The following is a 17,128-nucleotide window of genomic DNA, read 5'->3' as shown; positions in this document are numbered from 1 at the left end:
AGCTGATACAGATGGCGATGGCTTGACTGATAAGGAAGAAGTAGAGAAAGGAACAGACCCTACTAAAGCTGATACAGATGGCGATGGCTTGACTGATAAGGAAGAAGTAGAGAAAGGAACAGACCCTACTAAAGCTGATACAGATGGCGATGGCTTCACAGATAAAGAAGAAGTAGAAAAAGGAACAAATCCGAAAGATCCAAACTCGAAACCAGAATCTAAACCAGTAGGTGCATCAACTAAGGATTCAGATAGTGTTAAAGATCCATCAGTAACATCGGTTAAAGATCCAAGCAACTTGACTGATGCAGAAAGAGCTAAGGTAGCCGAAGAAGTTAAGAAATCTAACCCAACTGCAACAGATGTTAAAGTAGGTAAAGATGGAACAATAACTGTAACCTTCCCAGATGGCTCAACAGCAATAATTCCAGCAGCTAAAGCAGTTGAGAAAGCTAAAGATGCAGATAGTGTTAAGGATCCGTCAGCAACACCAGTTAAAGATCCAAGCAACTTGACTGACGCAGAAAAAGCTAAGGTAGCCGAAGAAGTTAAGAAATCTAACCCAACTGCGAAAGATATTAAGGTAAACAAAGACGGATCAGTAGTTGTAACCTTTGAAGATGGTACTACATCTGTTATTCCAGCAGATAAGACAGTCAAGAAATCAGATAGTTCAGTAGCAGTTAATCCAGCTACCAACCAAGATTCACCTGCTCAAGCACCAGCTGAGAAAGCAGGAGCGAAAGAATTGCCAAATACTGGTACAGAACAATCTAGCGCTTCACTTGCTCTAGCACTTCTTGCAGCAGCAACAGGGGGACTCCTTATCGCGAAAAAGCGCAAGGAAGAAGAGTAAGAAATTACTTTGATAAAATAATTCATAGGATAAACATTCTGTAAATTTAACGAAAATAGATTGGAACACTATGTTCTAGTCGCCCCCAAAAGGATAGCATCTCCGAGAGGAGATGTTATCCTTTTTTTACTAGTGAATCAAATGATATAGTGGATTGAATTTATAATAGTACGGTAAGCGCGTCATAACAAGGTATCTATCATTCATGGAGTTCCTCCTGTATACTATTCGTAAAGTAAAACTATTGGAAGATATTTTAATGCCACAACCTATTGTTCCTGTAGAGATTCCACAATCTCGAAATGATAGAAGAGCTTTTGGATAAGGTGTTGCTCTATGACAATTCATCTATCTAGCCTAGGGCAGGTCTATCTCGTGTGTGGGAAAACGGATATGAGGCAAGGCATTGATTCACTGGCTTATCTCATTAAAACCCACTTTGAATTAAATCCCTTTTCAGGTCAAGTCTTTCTCTTTTGTGGTGGACGTAAAGACCGCTTTAAATCCCTTTACTGGGATGGTCAAGGATTTTGGCTACTATATAAACGCTTTGAGAGCGGCAGACTGACTTGGCCCAGTACAGAAAAGGATATCAAAGCTCTCACGCCTGAACAAGTAGACTGGCTTATGAAGGGCTTTTCTATCACTCCCAAAATAAATTCATCAGAAAGTCGTGATTTCTATTGAAAGACGGGCATCTGGTCCTTTCCAATAATCTAGCTGAACGCGCTATTAAATCATTGGTTATGGGACGGAGTAAAAGAGTCCAGTGGACTCTTTTAGCCTAAGAAAAACGTGGACTGATTTTGTGTTTGGATTATGACCTTGAACGACATGCTTTAAAAGTTAGTTGAACCGCCGTATGCCGAACGGCACGTACGGTGGTGTGAGAGGGGCTAGAGATTATCCCCTACTCGATATTTTTTTCGTATTTCATAAACATTTCATATTTGGGTTTTATAATAGTCTTACAAATATGGAGGTGACAAATGAATCCAATCCAAAGATCTTGGGCTTATGTCAGCAGAAAACGACTGAGAAGTTTTATTTTATTTCTGATTTTATTGGTCCTATTGGCTGGAATTTCAGCCTGTTTGACGCTGATGAAGTCCAACAAAACAGTTGAAACCAATCTTTACAAATCACTCAATACATCTTTTTCTATTAAGAAGATAGAAAATGGTCAGACTTTCAAGTTGTCGGACTTATCATCCGTGAGCCAGATTAAGGGACTGGAACATGTCTCTCCTGAACTCGAGACGGTCGCAAAACTAAAAGACAAGGAAGCAGTGAGTGGCGAGCAGAGCGTGGAGCGTGATGATTTGTCAGCTGCAGACAAAAACTTGGTCAGCTTAACGGCTCTTGAGGATTCATCCAAGGATGTGACCTTTACCAGTTCGGCCTTCAACCTAAAAGAAGGGCGACACCTTCAAAAAGGGGATTCCAAGAAAATCCTGATCCACGAAGAGTTGGCTAAGAAGAACGGTCTTTCGCTTCATGACAAGATTGGCTTGGATGCTGGACAGTCCGAATCTGGCAAAGGACAAACAGTAGAGTTTGAAATCGTCGGAATCTTCTCTGGTAAAAAACAGGAGAAATTCACAGGTTTGTCTTCCGACTTCAGTGAAAACCAGGTCTTTACAGACTATGAAAGTAGCCAGACACTTTTGGGCAATAGTGAAGCTCAAGTCAGTGCAGCTCGCTTCTATGTAGAAAATCCTAAGGAAATGGACGGACTCATGAAGCAGGTGGAAAACTTGGCCTTGGAAAGTCAAGGCTACCAAGTCGAGAAGGAAAACAAGGCTTTTGAACAAATCAAAGACTCAGTGGAAACCTTCCAAACCTTCCTGACCATCTTCCTTTATGGGATGTTGATAGCAGGAGCAGGAGCCTTAATTCTGGTTTTGTCTCTCTGGTTGAGAGAAAGGGTCTACGAAGTGGGAATTTTACTGGCACTTGGAAAAGGCAAGAGCTCAATCTTCCTACAATTCTGTTTAGAGGTAGTTTTGGTATCTCTCAGTGCTTTGCTTCCAGCATTTGTTGCAGGAAACGCAATAACATCTTACCTACTCCAAACCCTACTAGCAAGTGGAGATCAGGCAGCCCTACAAGACACGCTAGCTAAAGCAAGCAGTCTATCAACCAGCACCCTATCTTTTGCAGAATCCTATGTTTTTCTAGTTCTGCTTAGTTGCTTATCTGTAGCCCTTTGTTTCCTATTTTTATTTAGAAAATCGCCGAAAGAAATTTTATCATCTATTAGTTAAGAAGGAGAAATCATGACTTTATTACAATTACAAGACCTTACCTACCGTTATAAGAACACTGCTGAGGCAGTCCTATATCAGATCAATTATCATTTTGAACCTGGGAAATTTTACAGTATTATTGGGGAGTCAGGAGCGGGGAAATCCACTCTCTTGTCCCTACTTGCTGGTTTAGATAGTCCTGTTGAAGGTTCGATTCTTTTCCAAGGAGAGGATATTCGTAAGAAGGGGTATTCCTACCATCGTATGCACCATATTTCCCTGGTATTTCAAAATTATAACTTGATAGATTATCTTTCTCCACTGGAAAATATCCGCTTGGTCAACAAAAAGACAAGCAAGGATACACTGCTTGAGCTTGGTTTAGATGAAAATCAGATCAAGCGGAATGTTCTCCAGTTATCAGGTGGTCAACAGCAACGTGTTGCCATTGCTCGCAGTTTGGTCTCAGAAGCTCCAGTTATTCTAGCTGATGAGCCAACAGGAAATCTGGATCCTAAAACTGCTGGAGATATTGTCGAACTGCTCAAATCACTTGCCCAGAAAACAGGTAAATGTGTCATCGTCGTAACCCACAGCAAAGAAGTGGCACAAGCATCAGATATTACACTTGAGTTGAAAGATAAGAAACTGACTGAAACTCGAAATACTACGAAATAATACGAACTTTTTCTGTTCAAACTATAAAATAGAATAAAATCTAGAAAGGGAACCTATGTTACACAACGCATTTGCCTATGTTACAAGGAAGTTTTTCAAATCGATCGTCATCTTCCTGATTATTCTCCTCATGGCGAGCTTGAGTTTGGTCGGCTTGTCGATTAAGGGAGCTACTGCCAAAGCTTCTCAGGAGACCTTTAAAAATATCACCAACAGCTTCTCCATGCAAATCAATCGTCGCGTCAATCAAGGAACGCCACGTGGTGCTGGGAATATCAAGGGTGAAGACATCAAAAAAATCACCGAAAACAAGGCCATCGAGTCTTATGTCAAACGTATCAACGCTATCGGAGATTTGACTGGATATGACCTCATTGAAACGCCAGAAACCAAGAAGAATCTCACTGCTGATCGTGCCAAACGTTTTGGAAGTAGCTTGATGATCACTGGTGTCAATGACTCCTCTAAAGAAGACAAGTTTGTCTCTGGTTCTTATAAGCTGGTCGAAGGTGAGCACCTAACCAACGACGACAAGGATAAGATTCTCATGCATAAGGACTTGGCAGCCAAACACGGCTGGAAAGTTGGGGATAAGGTCAAACTAGACTCCAATATCTACGATGCCGATAATGAAAAAGGAGCCAGGGAAACAGTCCAAGTGACAATCAAGGGACTCTTTGATGGTCATAATAAGTCAGCAGTAACTTACTCACAAGAGCTTTACGAAAATACAGCCATCACAGACATCCATATTGCTGCTAAACTTTATGGATACACAGAAGACACAGCTATTTATGGGGACGCAACCTTCTTTGTAACAGCAGACAAGAACTTGGATGATGTTATGAAAGAGTTGAATGGCATCAGTGGTATCAACTGGAAGAGCTACACACTCGTTAAGAGTTCCTCTAACTACCCAGCTCTAGAGAAATCCATTTCTGGTATGTACAAGATGGCCAACCTCCTCTTCTGGGGTAGCTTGAGCTTCTCAGTCCTTCTCCTTGCACTCTTGCTTAGTCTTTGGATCAACGCCCGTCGTAAGGAAGTGGGCATTCTCCTCTCTATCGGTCTTAAGCAGGCAAGTATCTTGGGGCAATTCATCACCGAATCCATCTTGATTGCAATTCCTGCTCTTGTTTCTGCTTACTTCCTAGCCAGCTACACAGCTCGTGCCATCGGAAATACTGTCCTTGCCAATGTGACTTCAGGTGTTGCCAAGCAAGCCAGCAAGGCGGCTCAAGCCTCTAACCTTGGTGGTGGTGCAGAAGTAGATGGCTTTAGCAAGACCTTGTCGAGCCTAGATATTTCTATTCAGACTTCAGACTTTATCATCGTCTTTGTCCTAGCCTTGGTTCTAGTGGTTCTCGTTATGGCGCTTGCTTCAAGCAATCTCCTTAGAAAACAACCAAAAGAGCTTTTGCTGGATGGTGAATAATACTGATGCTAGACTGAAAAATGAGGCTAGCAACTGAAAGTTTTAAAATGATACATGAAGCAGAAAGCAGTGGTGAAAATCATTGCTTTCAGTTGCTTTCTTTGTACTTTAGTGTTAAATATGATATACTAAAGTTATGGAATTTATTAGAAAGGGGTTTCGCAACTTATATATGGAATTGTGTATAAAAATCTATAGATAAATCTGTAGAAGCCTATCCATATCGCAAACATAGGCTAGTAGACCTAGGCAGGGTCTACCTTGGAAAATATAGAATAGTGAGGAAAAATAAATATTATGAGACAAACAAATGTTAGAGGAAGCTTATCCCTCCGTGGTTTTAGAAAATTAAGAACGGGTGCAATTGTTGCGACAGGTGTGATTCTACTGGGGCTAGGCTTTTTAGCTCCAACTGTATCAGCCAGTGAACAAGATGGTGTTTGGGTAGCCAGAACAGTTGAGGAAGTGAAAGCTGATATTCTAAATATAGACAATTTATCACACTACACAATTAAGTGGGGAGATACATTGAGTGCTATTAGTGGGGCAACAGGGCTATCTGTTGATAGTTTGGTTGAGATAAATCGTATTGCAAATAGAGATTTGATTTTTGCTAATAATAAATTGTATTTTAGCGAAGAGGCTTTTCTAAAAGATGGAAATACAGAAGTAAAAAGACAGCGAGTGTCGATTGATAATTCTGGTAGTCGTCAAAGTTATGAAGTTGAAACAAAAACAGATACTGTAACTGGTGAACAAAGGACTACTGTTAAACAAACGACACCAGTAGCTGTGGAAATCCCAGCGGCGTCAGCAGAGAAAGCTGAAGAGTCAGTATTGCCGGCATCGAAATCAGAAACCTCAATCTCAGTTGCGCCAAAAGCCGAAACAAGATCAGAAACTTTACATGCTCCATCTGCAGATACTACAATTGAATCAGGGAACTCAACTGAATCAAGTCCAGTAGTAGACAAGGCCCTTTCAAATATAGGGACAACAAATCAACCTGTAGTTTCAAATCCAAGTTCTGAAGCGCCAGCACCGAAAGTGGAAGAGCCAATGGTATCAGAACCAAAATCGGAAGCACCAGCGACCCCAGCACCAAAAGTGGAAGAACCAGTGTCACCGGCGCCAAAAGCGGAAGAACCAGCAACACTGGCACCAGAAGTAGAAGAGCCAGCGACCCCAGCACCGAAAGCGGATGAGCCAACGGTATCAGAACCAAAAGCAGAAGCACCCGTATCTCCAGCACCGAAAGCAGAAGAGCCAATGGTATCAGAACCAAAATCAGAAGCACCAGCGACCCCGGCGCCGCAAGCGGAAGCACCAGCAGCGCCAGCACCAAAATCAGAAGCACCGGTAGCTACAAGACCAACCACGGAAGATCCAGTAATACCGAAAGGGGAAGTGCCGGCTGTACCACAAAAGGAGGTGCAGACTGTATTTAAATCGGAAGTGAGTCAAGCATCTGCTGGCAATGTTTTGGTGGGAATCAAAGGAGAATTTTTAACACCAGATCAACAAGCTATCTTAGATTCTCTTAATAAGATTCGTAAAGAGGCTTTTGAGGAGAAATTAGTAGATAAGTATGTTCCGATTAAGTGGTCAACACAACTGGAAAAAACGGCTCTTATGAGAGCTGCTGAGTCTTCTATTACGAATGCCCATGCTCGTCTCTCTGACAAAAATATTTGGACAGCTTTTCCGACTGGTACTAGAACATTTGGAGAAAACTTGGCGTGGAATTATAAAGGATTTGCAGAGGCGATTAAGCAATGGTACTCAGAAAAAGCCGATTATATTAAAAAATCAAAGGGTGAGACAGTTGCAGGTCAAACTGGTCATTATAAATCATTGATAAATCCTCTATATACTTATACAGGTCTTGGTGCATTTAATAACCCTCGTCATGAACATCACTGGATTACTGTTGCACAAATTTTAGGAGATAAGGTCGACTCGGAGGCTTTAGTTGGACAGTATGGGCCAGCAATTCAAGAAGCAGAGGTGACAGAATCTCAACTTTCCTCATTTAAAACAAAAGCTGATATTGTCGAAAACATATCTGATAGAAGAGACAAACAGTAAAGATGTTAATTCACAGGAAGCGTCTTCAGAAACAAGAGATGTAACATCGCACGGTAACGGAGCAACAGAGGAAGCAAAGACTGTAGAATCTACGGAAAGCACAGAGAAAAGCCAAGTAGAACCAGCTGAAAACACATCAGCTACGGATATGGCAGAAACAGGAAAAACATCTGTAGCTCCATCATCAGACTCAGAAAAAGTATTGACCACCACAGAAGAAACTGGAGAAGCGACTTCGTCTGATTCTAACTTAGTAAATTCACAAGAAAATAATTCTGAGACACAAGATGGAACAACAAATGCCACATCAGAAGAATCGTCAGAGTCAAAAGAAGCATCAGTTACCTCTGAAAGTGAGTCAACAGACACACAACCATCTGTAGAAGTAGGAACAGAAGAAACACTAGCTCCAAAAGACGCAGGAACAACAGTAGAAGCTGAAGAAGTTGTAACACCAGCTCCTCAAAAGGTCAAAGTCAATGTTTTTTATAACTTTGATAAAATGAAAGATATTGCAGGTTTTCTAGGAGATATCAATGGAACTCCTCTTGAAATCGCGGAAGGTTCAACAGATGATGAAGTAAAAGTGGCAGTCAAGAACCAAGTTGATGCTAAGAAAGAAGAGTTGGGCAAACGTGGCTATACTTTAAAAGAGGACTATGTCTATCAAGCTAATGGGAAAGATTATAACTACGTTGTAACATTTTCAAAAGCAGCTAAATAATTTTCATTCTATAGAGAGTGAAATGCAAGCAGAGAGAGCGATAGGCTCTCTTTGTTTTATCGAGTGGTCAGTTGCTTACAGACAAAAGGCCAGTAAGAGATTATAATAGAAAATAGAGTAGGTATTTATACTCTTCGAAAATCTCTTCAAACCACGTCAGCGTCGCCTTACCGTATGTATGGTTACTGACTTCGTCAGTTTCATCTACAACCTCAAAACCATGTTTTGAGCTGACTNNGTTTGCTTTTTGATTTTTATTGAGTATAAGAAAAATAAAAAATAGAGAGCAGTTAAAGTATGAAAATTTTAATTGTAGAAGATGAAGAGATGATCCGTGAGGGGGTCAGTGATTATTTGACGGATTGTGGCTATGAAACCCTTGAGGCTGCAGATGGGCAAGAAGCCTTAGAAAAATTTTCCAGCTATGAAGTAGCCTTGATTTTACTAGATATCCAGATGCCCAAGCTAAATGGTCTAGAAGTCCTAGCTGAGATTCGTAAAACCAGTCAGGTTCCTGTCTTGATGCTGACCGCCTTTCAGGATGAGGAATACAAGATGAGTGCCTTTGCTTCTCTGGCAGATGGCTATCTGGAAAAGCCCTTCTCCCTCTCCCTCTTAAAAGTGAGGGTGGATGCAATTTTCAAGAGATACTACGATACAGGACGAATCTTCTCTTATAAAGATGCCAGGGTGGATTTTGAGAGCTACAGTGCCAGTCTAGCAGGTCAAGAAGTGCTTATCAATGCCAAAGAGTTGGAAATTCTGGACTATCTGGTGAAAAATGAAGGCCGGGCCTTGACTCGGTCTCAGATAATCGATGCCGTCTGGAAAGCGACAGATGAGGTTCCCTTTGACCGTGTCATTGATGTTTATATCAAGGAATTGCGGAAAAAGCTAGACTTGGACTGCATCCTCACTGTGCGCAATGTTGGTTATAAATTGGAGCGAAAATGAGACGAACAGGTTTATTTACAAAGATATTTATCTATACCTTCTCGATATTTAGTGTTCTGGTTATCTGCCTTCATTTAGCTATTTATTTTCTATTTCCCTCGACTTATCTGAGTCATCGTCAGGAAACCATTGGCCAGAAAGCGACAGCTATTGCCAAGTCCCTAGAAGGAAAGGATAGGCAGAGCATCGAGCAAGTGTTAGAGCTGTATTCCCAGACTAGTGATATCAAGGGGGGCGTTAAGGGCGAGATGACAGAGGACAAGTTAGAAGTCAAGGACAGCATTCCTCTGGATACGGACCGTCAGACCACCTCTCTCTTTATTGAGGAGCGTGAGGTGACAACGCAAGATGGTAGCACCATGACTCTCCAGTTTCTGGTTTCTATGGATTTGCAAAAGGAAGCAGAGCAAATCAGTCTCCAATTTCTTCCCTATACCTTGCTGGCATCCTTTCTAATTTCCCTCTTGGTGGCCTACATCTATGCTCGGACCATTGTTGCCCCGATCTTGGAAATCAAACGGGTGACTCGTAGAATGATGGAACTGGATTCCCAAGTGCGATTGCGCGTGGATTCTAGGGATGAGATTGGTGATCTCAAGGAACAAATCAATAGCCTCTACCAGCATCTTTTGACTGTCATTGCAGACTTGCATGACAAGAATGAAGCCATTCTCCAGCTGGAGAAGATGAAGGTCGAATTCCTACGAGGGGCTTCTCATGAACTGAAAACACCGCTGGCTAGTTTGAAAATCCTGATCGAAAACATGAAAGAGAATATCGGTCGTTATAAGGATAGAGACCAGTATCTGGGAGTTGCCTTGGGGATTGTGGATGAACTCAATCACCATGTTCTGCAGATACTTTCCCTCTCTTCTGTGCAGGAGTTGCGAGATGATAGGGAAGAAATTGACCTCCTCCAGATGACACAAAGTCTGGTTAAGGATTATGCCTTGCTCGCCAAGGAAAGAGAGCTCCAGATTGACAATAGTTTGACCCATCAGCAGGCTTATCTAAACCCATCAGTTATGAAGTTGATTCTTTCTAATCTCATCAGCAATGCCATCAAGCACTCTGTTCCAGGTGGCTTGGTTGGCATTGGAGAAAGAGAAGGGGAACTCTTTATCGAGAATAGCTGTAGCTCAGAAGAACAAGAAAAACTAGCCCAGTCTTTTTCTGATAATGCTAGTCGCAAGCCCAAAGGGCCTGGGATGGGACTCTTTGTGGTCAAGAGTCTATTGGAACATGAAAAATTAGCTTATCATTTCGAGATGGAGGAGAATCGTTTAACCTTCTTCATAGCTTTTCCAAAAGTCGCCCAAGACTAGAGATAGAAAGGGTTTACATGGATGAAGCTAGAAGAAATTAAATCGAAACTACGAGAAAAACTAGATTTTTTTGTCAAAAAGTGATAAAATGAACAATGTAAATGGGGTGACCCATAAAAATATACAGGAGGCCTGATAAAATGGCAATCGTTTCAGCAGAAAAATTTGTCCAAGCAGCTCGTGACAACGGTTATGCAGTTGGTGGATTTAACACAAACAACCTTGAGTGGACTCAAGCTATCTTGCGCGCAGCAGAAGCTAAAAAAGCTCCAGTTTTGATCCAAACTTCAATGGGTGCTGCTAAATACATGGGTGGTTACAAAGTTGCTCGCAACTTGATCGCTAACCTTGTTGAATCAATGGGTATCACTGTACCAGTAGCTATCCACCTTGACCACGGCCACTACGAAGATGCACTTGAGTGTATCGAAGTTGGTTACACTTCAATCATGTTTGACGGTTCACACCTTCCAGTTGAAGAAAACCTTAAATTGGCTAAAGAAGTTGTTGAAAAAGCACACGCTAAAGGTATCTCAGTAGAAGCTGAAGTTGGTACTATCGGTGGTGAAGAAGACGGAATCATCGGTAAAGGTGAATTGGCTCCAATCGAAGACGCTAAAGCAATGGTTGAAACTGGTATCGACTTCTTGGCAGCTGGTATCGGTAACATCCACGGTCCTTACCCAGCAAACTGGGAAGGTCTTGACCTTGACCACTTGCAAAAATTGACAGAAGCTCTTCCAGGATTCCCAATCGTATTGCACGGTGGTTCAGGTATTCCTGATGAGCAAATCCAAGCAGCTATCAAACTTGGTGTTGCCAAAGTTAACGTTAACACAGAATGCCAAATCGCATTCGCTAACGCAACTCGTAAATTTGCTCGTGACTACGAAGCAAACGAAGCAGAATACGATAAGAAAAAACTCTTCGACCCACGTAAATTCTTGGCTGACGGTGTAAAAGCTATCCAAGCATCGGTTGAAGAACGTATCGACGTATTCGGTTCAGAAGGTAAAGCATAATCTAGCTGAATAATACAGATAAAACCTGCCTGTGAGGGTGGGTTTTTTGATTTCAAGCTACTCGTTTTAGTATAGTAAACTGAATCTAGACTAGCACAATGCTGCTTCTATAGCGTTTTGAAACTAGAACAGGACAATATAACTGCTAAAATATTTCTATAAATTCATTTGATTTTCCTAATCAATTTGTTCGTATCCTATTTCATTCCACTATAAAACATTCTTATCAATTGATTTGAATTCCAAAATTTCATCGCTCTGGTCTTATTTCATTTGGCTATAAAAAACTCTCCTGGGGAATCCCAGGAGAGTATGAGTACTTATTTGAACTTGAATCCTTCGTAAATAAGCTCTGCTTTTGGATTTTGTTTCTTAATCTGTTTGGCAAGTGTCTTCATCATAGAAAGGGGACCACACATATAGACGGTTGCATGTTCGGGCACTTCTTTTTGTTCAAAATTAAGATAGCCGTCTTTCGTACTGTCGATTAGATGGAGTTCAAAATTAGGATTTTTCTGAGCATAGTTACGGAGTAAATCTAGGTAGACTGCATTTTCATCTCCACGGAAGCTATAGTAGAAGTGAACCTGTTTATCTAAAATAGGATGTTCACGGATGTAAGAGATGAAGGGGGTGATCCCAATACCTCCAGCAATCCAAACCTGATTTTCTCGTCCTTCTTCTATGATCATGTGTCCGTAAGCTCTGTCTAGGGTTACTTTGCTGCCGGCTTGAAGATTATCATAGATATTATTGGTATGGTCGCCTGAATTTTTAACAGTAAAGTAAAGAGTTTGGCCATGACCTCCTGAGATAGAAAAGGGATGCGGAGCACTTTCAAAGCCTTCTTGGAAAATCTTTAGAAAGGCAAATTGTCCTGATTGATAGTTGAAAGGTCTGCTAAGATGGATTTGAATTTCTCTAGTATCGTGATTTAAGCGTTTGAGATGGGTAATTTTCCCTAGATAGGGGAAGGAAATCTTTTGATATAGAAAAATGATATAAAAACCAGCTAGTAAGCCTAAAAGGGCATAGCTACCAACAAGAAAACTTAGAAGATTAAATGTAAGGAGACGATTGCCCATTATCATGTAGATGTGAAAGAGTCCTAAAATATAGGCTAGGTAAACCAGGCGGTGAATCCATCGCCAAGCTTCGTATTGGATGTATTTGCCTAAATAGGCGACAAGGATGATGCTGGCAAAGATATAGATGGCAAGATTACCAAACTGAGCAGCTAAGCGAGAGCCCCACAAACCGCCCATACTAAAGTTATGAAAGATTAGTAGGATGATTGAGAGAAAGGCTGTGAATTTGTGGACGGTGTAGACCTTCTCCAAACCGTGAAACCAGCTTTCTAGTAGTGGGAGACGAGTGGCTAGGATAAAAGTCAGAGATAGGCTTGTTAAAGCTAGTCCTGGAATCATGAATTGGGGAGAAGTGTTCATCCAAGTCAAAAGAGTCAAGATAAAACTAGCTATGATAAAGAGTAGTCCTTTGATTGATTTCATAGAAAATTCCATTTCATTTAGATTTCGATTTGTTGTAAATGAATTTGTTACATTTTATCATAGAAAATGTATGGTGTCAAATCTAGGTGTGTAAATCTCTGTTCTTATAAAAAACTCTCCAATTGAACTGGAGAGTGGCTGTTTATACTCAATGAAAATCAAAGAGCAAACTAGGAAGCTAGCCCGCAGGCTGCTCAAAACACCGTTTTNNATGGTTTTGAGGTTGTAGATGAAACTGACGAAGTCAGCTCAAAACCATGTTTTGAGGTTGTAGATGAAACTGACGAAGTCAGTAACCATACATACGGCAAGGTGAAGCTGACGTGGTTTGAAGAGATTTTCGAAGAGTATTATTCTGCAGCTTGTTGCCAACGTTTTGCTAGCATATGAGATAGGCTAGAAATGGCTAGGTTAAAGCTGAAGTAGATGAGGGCAATCAGTATATAAAGACTGAAGACCTGCTCTGGTTCGAAATAACGGCTCATGAGAATTTGGCTGGCTCCAAAGAGTTCTTGTAGGGCGATAACAGAGTAGAGGAGACTGGTATCCTTAATCACGGTTACAAACTGAGAAATGATGGCTGGCAGCATTTTACGAATGGCTTGTGGGAGAATGATGTAGTAGAGGATTTGGGCTGAAGTGAAGCCTTGTGACATTCCTGCTTCGTACTGCCCCTTGGCTACGGCATTGAGACCGCCTCGGATAATCTCAGCTAAAGCCGCTGATGTAAAGAGTGTGAAGGCAGTGATTCCTGCTGGAGTGGATTTCATCTTGAAAATTAAAAAGATAGTAAAGATCCAGAGAAGGTTGGGAACGTTGCGCACAAATTCGATATAAATGCTGGAAATAATGCGCAAGACAGGATTTTCGCCATTTCTCATGACAGCTAGCACCGTACCGATAAGGGTAGAGAGGACGATGGCAATCAGAGAAATGTAGAGGGTCAAGCCAAATCCTTTAAAGATAAAGACTAGGTTATCTGGGGTCAAAACTTCTAAAATGGATTCCATAGTAACCTCCTAAAGTGAATAGGCTTTTTTATTAGCTTGTTCCATCTTGCGACCAAACTGGGCAACAGGGAAGCATAGAGAAAAGTAGAGAAGGGCAGCGCCTAGAAAGGCTGGAATGTAGTTTCCGTTAAGTGCTGACCAAGACTTGGTCACAAACATCAAGTCCACTCCAGAGATGATAGCGACTGTTGAGGTGTTCTTGATGAGGTTGACAATTTGGTTGGTCAAAGGAGGGAGAATGATGCGGTCGGCAACTTCACGGGCAAAGCCCATTTCATGGGTAACGACAATCATATTCATACCATCGTGGGCCAATTTTTGCATAACTGCTAGAACATCTCCGATAGTCTCAGGATCAAGAGCAGATGTTGGTTCATCAAAGAGAAGAAGCTCAGGATGCATAGCGAGTCCACGTGCAATGACAATCCGTTGCTTTTGTCCACCAGACAGCATGGCTGGATAAGAATCTTTTTTATCCCACATATTTACAAATTCCAGATATTTTTGAGCTGTTTTTTCAGCTTCTTTTTTATCAATTCCTAGAACTTTTATGGGTGCGAGTGTTACGTTTTCTAACACTGTTTTATGCGGATAGAGGTTAAAATGCTGGAAAACCATGCCGACTTCCTTACGAAGAGGCACCAAATCTTTCTGGCTGGCACCAGCAACTTGGTGGCCATTGACTAGAAGACTTCCCTTGTCAACAGCCTCCAAACCATTGATGGTGCGGATAAGAGTGGATTTTCCAGAACCAGATGGTCCGAGTAGGACAACGACTTGTCCTTTTTCAAAACGGAGATTGATGTCGCGGAGTGCGTGGTAGTCTCCGTAATATTTTTCGACGTGTTCAAATTCTACTAAAGCCATAAGGAGTCTCCTTTGCATTAGATTTTATAACATGATTCTGCACCAAAAGATTTGTCTTGTCAAATCATATCTGAAAAAATTCACTAAAATTTTATAAAAAAGCAATCTGGATAGAGAAAACGTCTAAATCATGTTATAATGAAGCAATAGAATTCTTAGAAAGAGTGGATGTCTTTTTGATAACACCTACTTATGAATGGCAGTTTGCCCCGCAGGTAGAAGATGCGGATTTTACAAAGATAGCCAAGAAGGCTGGACTGGGTCCTGAGGTGGCTCGGTTATTGTTTGAGAGAGGGATTCAGGACCAAGAAAGTCTGAAGAAGTTTTTAGAACCTTCCTTGGAGAATTTGCATGACCCTTATCTGCTCCATGATATGGACAAGGCAGTGGAACGGATTCGTCAGGCCATTGAAGAAGGGGAAAATATTCTCGTTTATGGAGACTACGATGCGGATGGCATGACTTCGGCTTCGATTGTGAAGGAAAGTTTGGAACAACTTGGTGCTGAGTGCCGAGTTTACCTGCCAAATCGTTTTACCGATGGCTATGGCCCTAATGCTAGTGTTTATAAATACTTTATCGAGCAAGAAGGGATTTCCTTGATTGTGACGGTGGACAATGGGGTTGGTGGTCATGAGGCTATTGCATTGGCTCAGTCTATGGGAGTAGATGTCATTGTGACTGACCACCATTCCATGCCTGAAACCCTACCAGATGCCTATGCCATCGTTCATCCTGAACATCCGGATGCGGACTATCCTTTCAAATATTTGGCTGGTTGTGGAGTTGCTTTCAAGTTGGCTTGTGCCCTGTTAGAAGAAGTACAAGTGGAATTGCTTGATTTGGTTGCTATTGGTACCATTGCTGATATGGTTAGTTTGACAGATGAGAACCGTATCTTGGTTCAGTATGGTCTGGAAATGTTGGGACATACTCAGCGCATTGGTTTACAAGAAATGCTGGATATGGCTGGGATTGCCGCCAACGAAGTAACAGAAGAAACGGTTGGTTTCCAGATTGCTCCTCGTTTGAATGCCTTGGGCCGCTTGGATGATCCCAATCCTGCTATTGATTTGCTGACTGGCTTTGACGATGAGGAAGCTCACGAGATTGCCCTCATGATTCATCAGAAAAACGAAGAGCGCAAGGAAATCGTCCAGTCTATCTATGAAGAAGCTAAGACCATGGTGGATCCTGAGAAGAAGGTTCAAGTCTTGGCCAAGGAAGGCTGGAATCCTGGGGTTCTAGGGATCGTGGCTGGTCGTTTGTTGGAAGAATTAGGGCAGACAGTCATCGTTCTCAATATAGAAGACGGTCGTGCCAAGGGCAGTGCTCGTAGTGTGGAAGCGGTCGATATTTTTGAGGCTCTGGATCCTCATCGAGACCTCTTCATCGCCTTTGGAGGTCATGCTGGCGCTGCAGGAATGACGCTGGAAGTTGAGAAACTTTCAGATTTATCTCAGATTTTAGAAGACTATGTCCGTGAAAAAGGCGCAGATGCTGGTGGCAAGAATAAGTTAAACCTAGATGAAGAACTGGATTTGGAGACACTTAGTTTGGAAACGGTCAAAAGTTTTGAACGTTTAGCTCCTTTTGGAATGGACAATCAGAAACCTGTCTTTTATATCAAGGATTTTCAGGTCGAAAGTGCCCGTACTATGGGGGCAGGCAATGCTCATCTCAAGTTGAAAATTTCCAAAGGTGAGGCGAGTTTTGAAGTGGTAGCATTTGGACAAGGTAGATGGGCAACAGAATTTGCTCAAACCAAGAATCTAGAGCTGGCAGTCAAATTGTCTGTCAACCAATGGAATGGCCAAACTGCCCTCCAATTGATGATGGTGGATGCGCGTGTAGAGGGTGTTCAACTTTTTAACATCCGTGGGAAGAATGCAGTCTTGCCAGAAGGAGTTCCAGTCTTGGATTTTGCTGGAGAATTACCGAGTCTAGTAAATAGTGAAGCTGTTGTCGTAAAAACCATTCCAGAGGATATTACTCAGCTGAAGACCATTTTTCAGAAACAGAATTTTTCCGCTGTCTATTTCAAAAATGATATTGACAAGGCCTACTATCTGACAGGCTATGGGACTAGAGAGCAGTTTGCCAAATTGTACAAGACTATCTACCAGTTTCCAGAGTTTGATATTCGCTACAAGCTCAAGGATTTGGCTGCTTATCTCAATATCCAACAAATCTTGCTGGTTAAGATGATTCAAGTCTTTAAAGAACTAGGCTTTGTGACGATCAAAGATGGGGTTATGACAGTCAATAAAGAAGCGCCAAAGAGAGAAATCGGAGAAAGTCAGATTTACCAAAATCTCAAACAAACCGTCAAAGACCAAGAAATGATGGCGCTGGGTACCGTGCAAGAAATTTATGACTTTTTAATGGAAAAAGAGTAGATCATAGGAA

At 41.7% G+C, this 17,128-nt stretch carries 13 protein-coding genes and 2 pseudogenes; 12 read left to right on the top strand and 3 right to left on the bottom strand.

Features of this window, described 5'->3' with window-relative positions; all coding sequences use genetic code 11:
• The 11 genes and pseudogenes from HT708_RS00790 to HT708_RS00740 form a co-directional block, all read left to right on the top strand.
• A partial coding sequence (locus HT708_RS00790) for an LPXTG cell wall anchor domain-containing protein (protein ID WP_172925872.1) occupies nucleotides 1-856 on the top strand: 856 nt, incomplete at its 5' end.
• Between the two features lie 336 nt (nucleotides 857-1,192).
• Entirely contained in the window at nucleotides 1,193-1,543 is a 351-nt protein-coding gene (gene tnpB / locus HT708_RS00785) for an IS66 family insertion sequence element accessory protein TnpB (protein ID WP_023937629.1), read from the top strand.
• Nucleotides 1,537-1,611: pseudogene (locus tag HT708_RS00780) on the top strand (transposase); the annotation flags it as partial. The gene tnpB and the pseudogene HT708_RS00780, both read left to right, overlap by 7 nt.
• Nucleotides 1,612-1,845: 234 nt before the next feature.
• Complete coding sequence (locus tag HT708_RS00775; RefSeq protein WP_023937627.1) at nucleotides 1,846-3,123, top strand: ABC transporter permease; 1,278 nt, start codon at nucleotides 1,846-1,848, stop codon at nucleotides 3,121-3,123.
• Nucleotides 3,124-3,135: 12 nt separating this feature from the next.
• Nucleotides 3,136-3,783 carry an ABC transporter ATP-binding subunit Vex2 gene (gene vex2, locus HT708_RS00770; protein ID WP_023937625.1) on the top strand — a complete coding sequence of 216 codons (648 nt, stop codon included), beginning with the start codon at nucleotides 3,136-3,138 and terminating at the stop codon, nucleotides 3,781-3,783.
• Between the two features lie 55 nt (nucleotides 3,784-3,838).
• The gene (vex3, locus tag HT708_RS00765) at nucleotides 3,839-5,218 is read left to right on the top strand and encodes an ABC transporter permease subunit Vex3 (protein WP_166736458.1); all 1,380 of its coding nucleotides are present in this window, start codon (nucleotides 3,839-3,841) and stop codon (nucleotides 5,216-5,218) included.
• 297 nt (nucleotides 5,219-5,515) lie between these two features.
• On the top strand, nucleotides 5,516-7,306 hold the full coding sequence (locus HT708_RS00760) for a CAP domain-containing protein (RefSeq protein WP_172925871.1): 1,791 nt from the start codon (nucleotides 5,516-5,518) through the stop codon (nucleotides 7,304-7,306).
• On the top strand, nucleotides 7,269-8,030 hold the full coding sequence (locus HT708_RS00755) for a hypothetical protein (RefSeq protein WP_023940938.1): 762 nt from the start codon (nucleotides 7,269-7,271) through the stop codon (nucleotides 8,028-8,030). The genes HT708_RS00760 and HT708_RS00755 overlap by 38 nt, the downstream gene beginning before the upstream one ends.
• A 297-nt stretch (nucleotides 8,031-8,327) precedes the next feature.
• Nucleotides 8,328-8,984 (top strand): response regulator transcription factor VncR, encoded by a 657-nt coding sequence (gene vncR / locus HT708_RS00750; RefSeq protein ID WP_000697964.1) that lies wholly within the window; start codon nucleotides 8,328-8,330, stop codon nucleotides 8,982-8,984.
• The gene (gene vncS / locus HT708_RS00745; protein WP_001254965.1) at nucleotides 8,981-10,309 is read left to right on the top strand and encodes a sensor histidine kinase VncS; all 1,329 of its coding nucleotides are present in this window, start codon (nucleotides 8,981-8,983) and stop codon (nucleotides 10,307-10,309) included. The genes vncR and vncS overlap by 4 nt, the downstream gene beginning before the upstream one ends.
• A gap of 140 nt (nucleotides 10,310-10,449) precedes the next feature.
• Nucleotides 10,450-11,331: a class II fructose-bisphosphate aldolase gene (locus tag HT708_RS00740; protein ID WP_001019001.1), complete on the top strand. Its 882-nt coding sequence runs from the start codon at nucleotides 10,450-10,452 to the stop codon at nucleotides 11,329-11,331.
• Nucleotides 11,332-11,651: 320 nt separating this feature from the next.
• On the opposite strand, the gene HT708_RS00735 is transcribed toward HT708_RS00740, so the two are convergent.
• The 3 genes and pseudogenes from HT708_RS00735 to HT708_RS00725 form a co-directional block, all read right to left on the bottom strand.
• Nucleotides 11,652-12,842, bottom strand: coding sequence for a ferric reductase-like transmembrane domain-containing protein (locus tag HT708_RS00735; RefSeq protein WP_000835817.1), 1,191 nt, complete (start codon nucleotides 12,840-12,842; stop codon nucleotides 11,652-11,654).
• A 350-nt stretch (nucleotides 12,843-13,192) separates the two neighbouring features.
• Complete coding sequence (locus tag HT708_RS00730) at nucleotides 13,193-13,852, bottom strand: amino acid ABC transporter permease (RefSeq protein ID WP_172925870.1); 660 nt, start codon at nucleotides 13,850-13,852, stop codon at nucleotides 13,193-13,195.
• Nucleotides 13,853-14,089: 237 nt separating this feature from the next.
• Nucleotides 14,090-14,719 (bottom strand): annotated as a pseudogene (locus tag HT708_RS00725) (amino acid ABC transporter ATP-binding protein); the annotation flags it as partial.
• Between the two features lie 176 nt (nucleotides 14,720-14,895).
• Between HT708_RS00725 and recJ the strand changes: the two are divergent.
• Complete coding sequence (gene recJ / locus HT708_RS00720; RefSeq protein WP_172925869.1) at nucleotides 14,896-17,118, top strand: single-stranded-DNA-specific exonuclease RecJ; 2,223 nt, start codon at nucleotides 14,896-14,898, stop codon at nucleotides 17,116-17,118.
• Nucleotides 17,119-17,128 lie beyond the last annotated feature (10 nt).

The organism is Streptococcus sp. 3613 (genome assembly GCF_013277375.1).
Taxonomy (GTDB): Bacteria; Bacillota; Bacilli; order Lactobacillales; family Streptococcaceae; genus Streptococcus; species Streptococcus pseudopneumoniae.
This window is presented reverse-complemented; position numbering and strand designations above follow the sequence as displayed.

What these genes read in the sequence shown, in the direction of transcription:
- tnpB (WP_023937629.1), top strand. Translation starts at nt 1,193, where the DNA reads ATGACAATTCATCTATCTAGCCTAGGGCAGGTCTATCTCGTGTGTGGG.
- HT708_RS00775 (WP_023937627.1), top strand. Translation starts at nt 1,846, where the DNA reads ATGAATCCAATCCAAAGATCTTGGGCTTATGTCAGCAGAAAACGACTG.
- vex2 (WP_023937625.1), top strand. Translation starts at nt 3,136, where the DNA reads ATGACTTTATTACAATTACAAGACCTTACCTACCGTTATAAGAACACT.
- vex3 (WP_166736458.1), top strand. Translation starts at nt 3,839, where the DNA reads ATGTTACACAACGCATTTGCCTATGTTACAAGGAAGTTTTTCAAATCG.
- HT708_RS00760 (WP_172925871.1), top strand. Translation starts at nt 5,516, where the DNA reads ATGAGACAAACAAATGTTAGAGGAAGCTTATCCCTCCGTGGTTTTAGA.
- vncR (WP_000697964.1), top strand. Translation starts at nt 8,328, where the DNA reads ATGAAAATTTTAATTGTAGAAGATGAAGAGATGATCCGTGAGGGGGTC.
- vncS (WP_001254965.1), top strand. Translation starts at nt 8,981, where the DNA reads ATGAGACGAACAGGTTTATTTACAAAGATATTTATCTATACCTTCTCG.
- HT708_RS00740 (WP_001019001.1), top strand. Translation starts at nt 10,450, where the DNA reads ATGGCAATCGTTTCAGCAGAAAAATTTGTCCAAGCAGCTCGTGACAAC.
- HT708_RS00735 (WP_000835817.1), bottom strand. Translation starts at nt 12,842, where the DNA reads ATGAAATCAATCAAAGGACTACTCTTTATCATAGCTAGTTTTATCTTG.
- HT708_RS00730 (WP_172925870.1), bottom strand. Translation starts at nt 13,852, where the DNA reads ATGGAATCCATTTTAGAAGTTTTGACCCCAGATAACCTAGTCTTTATC.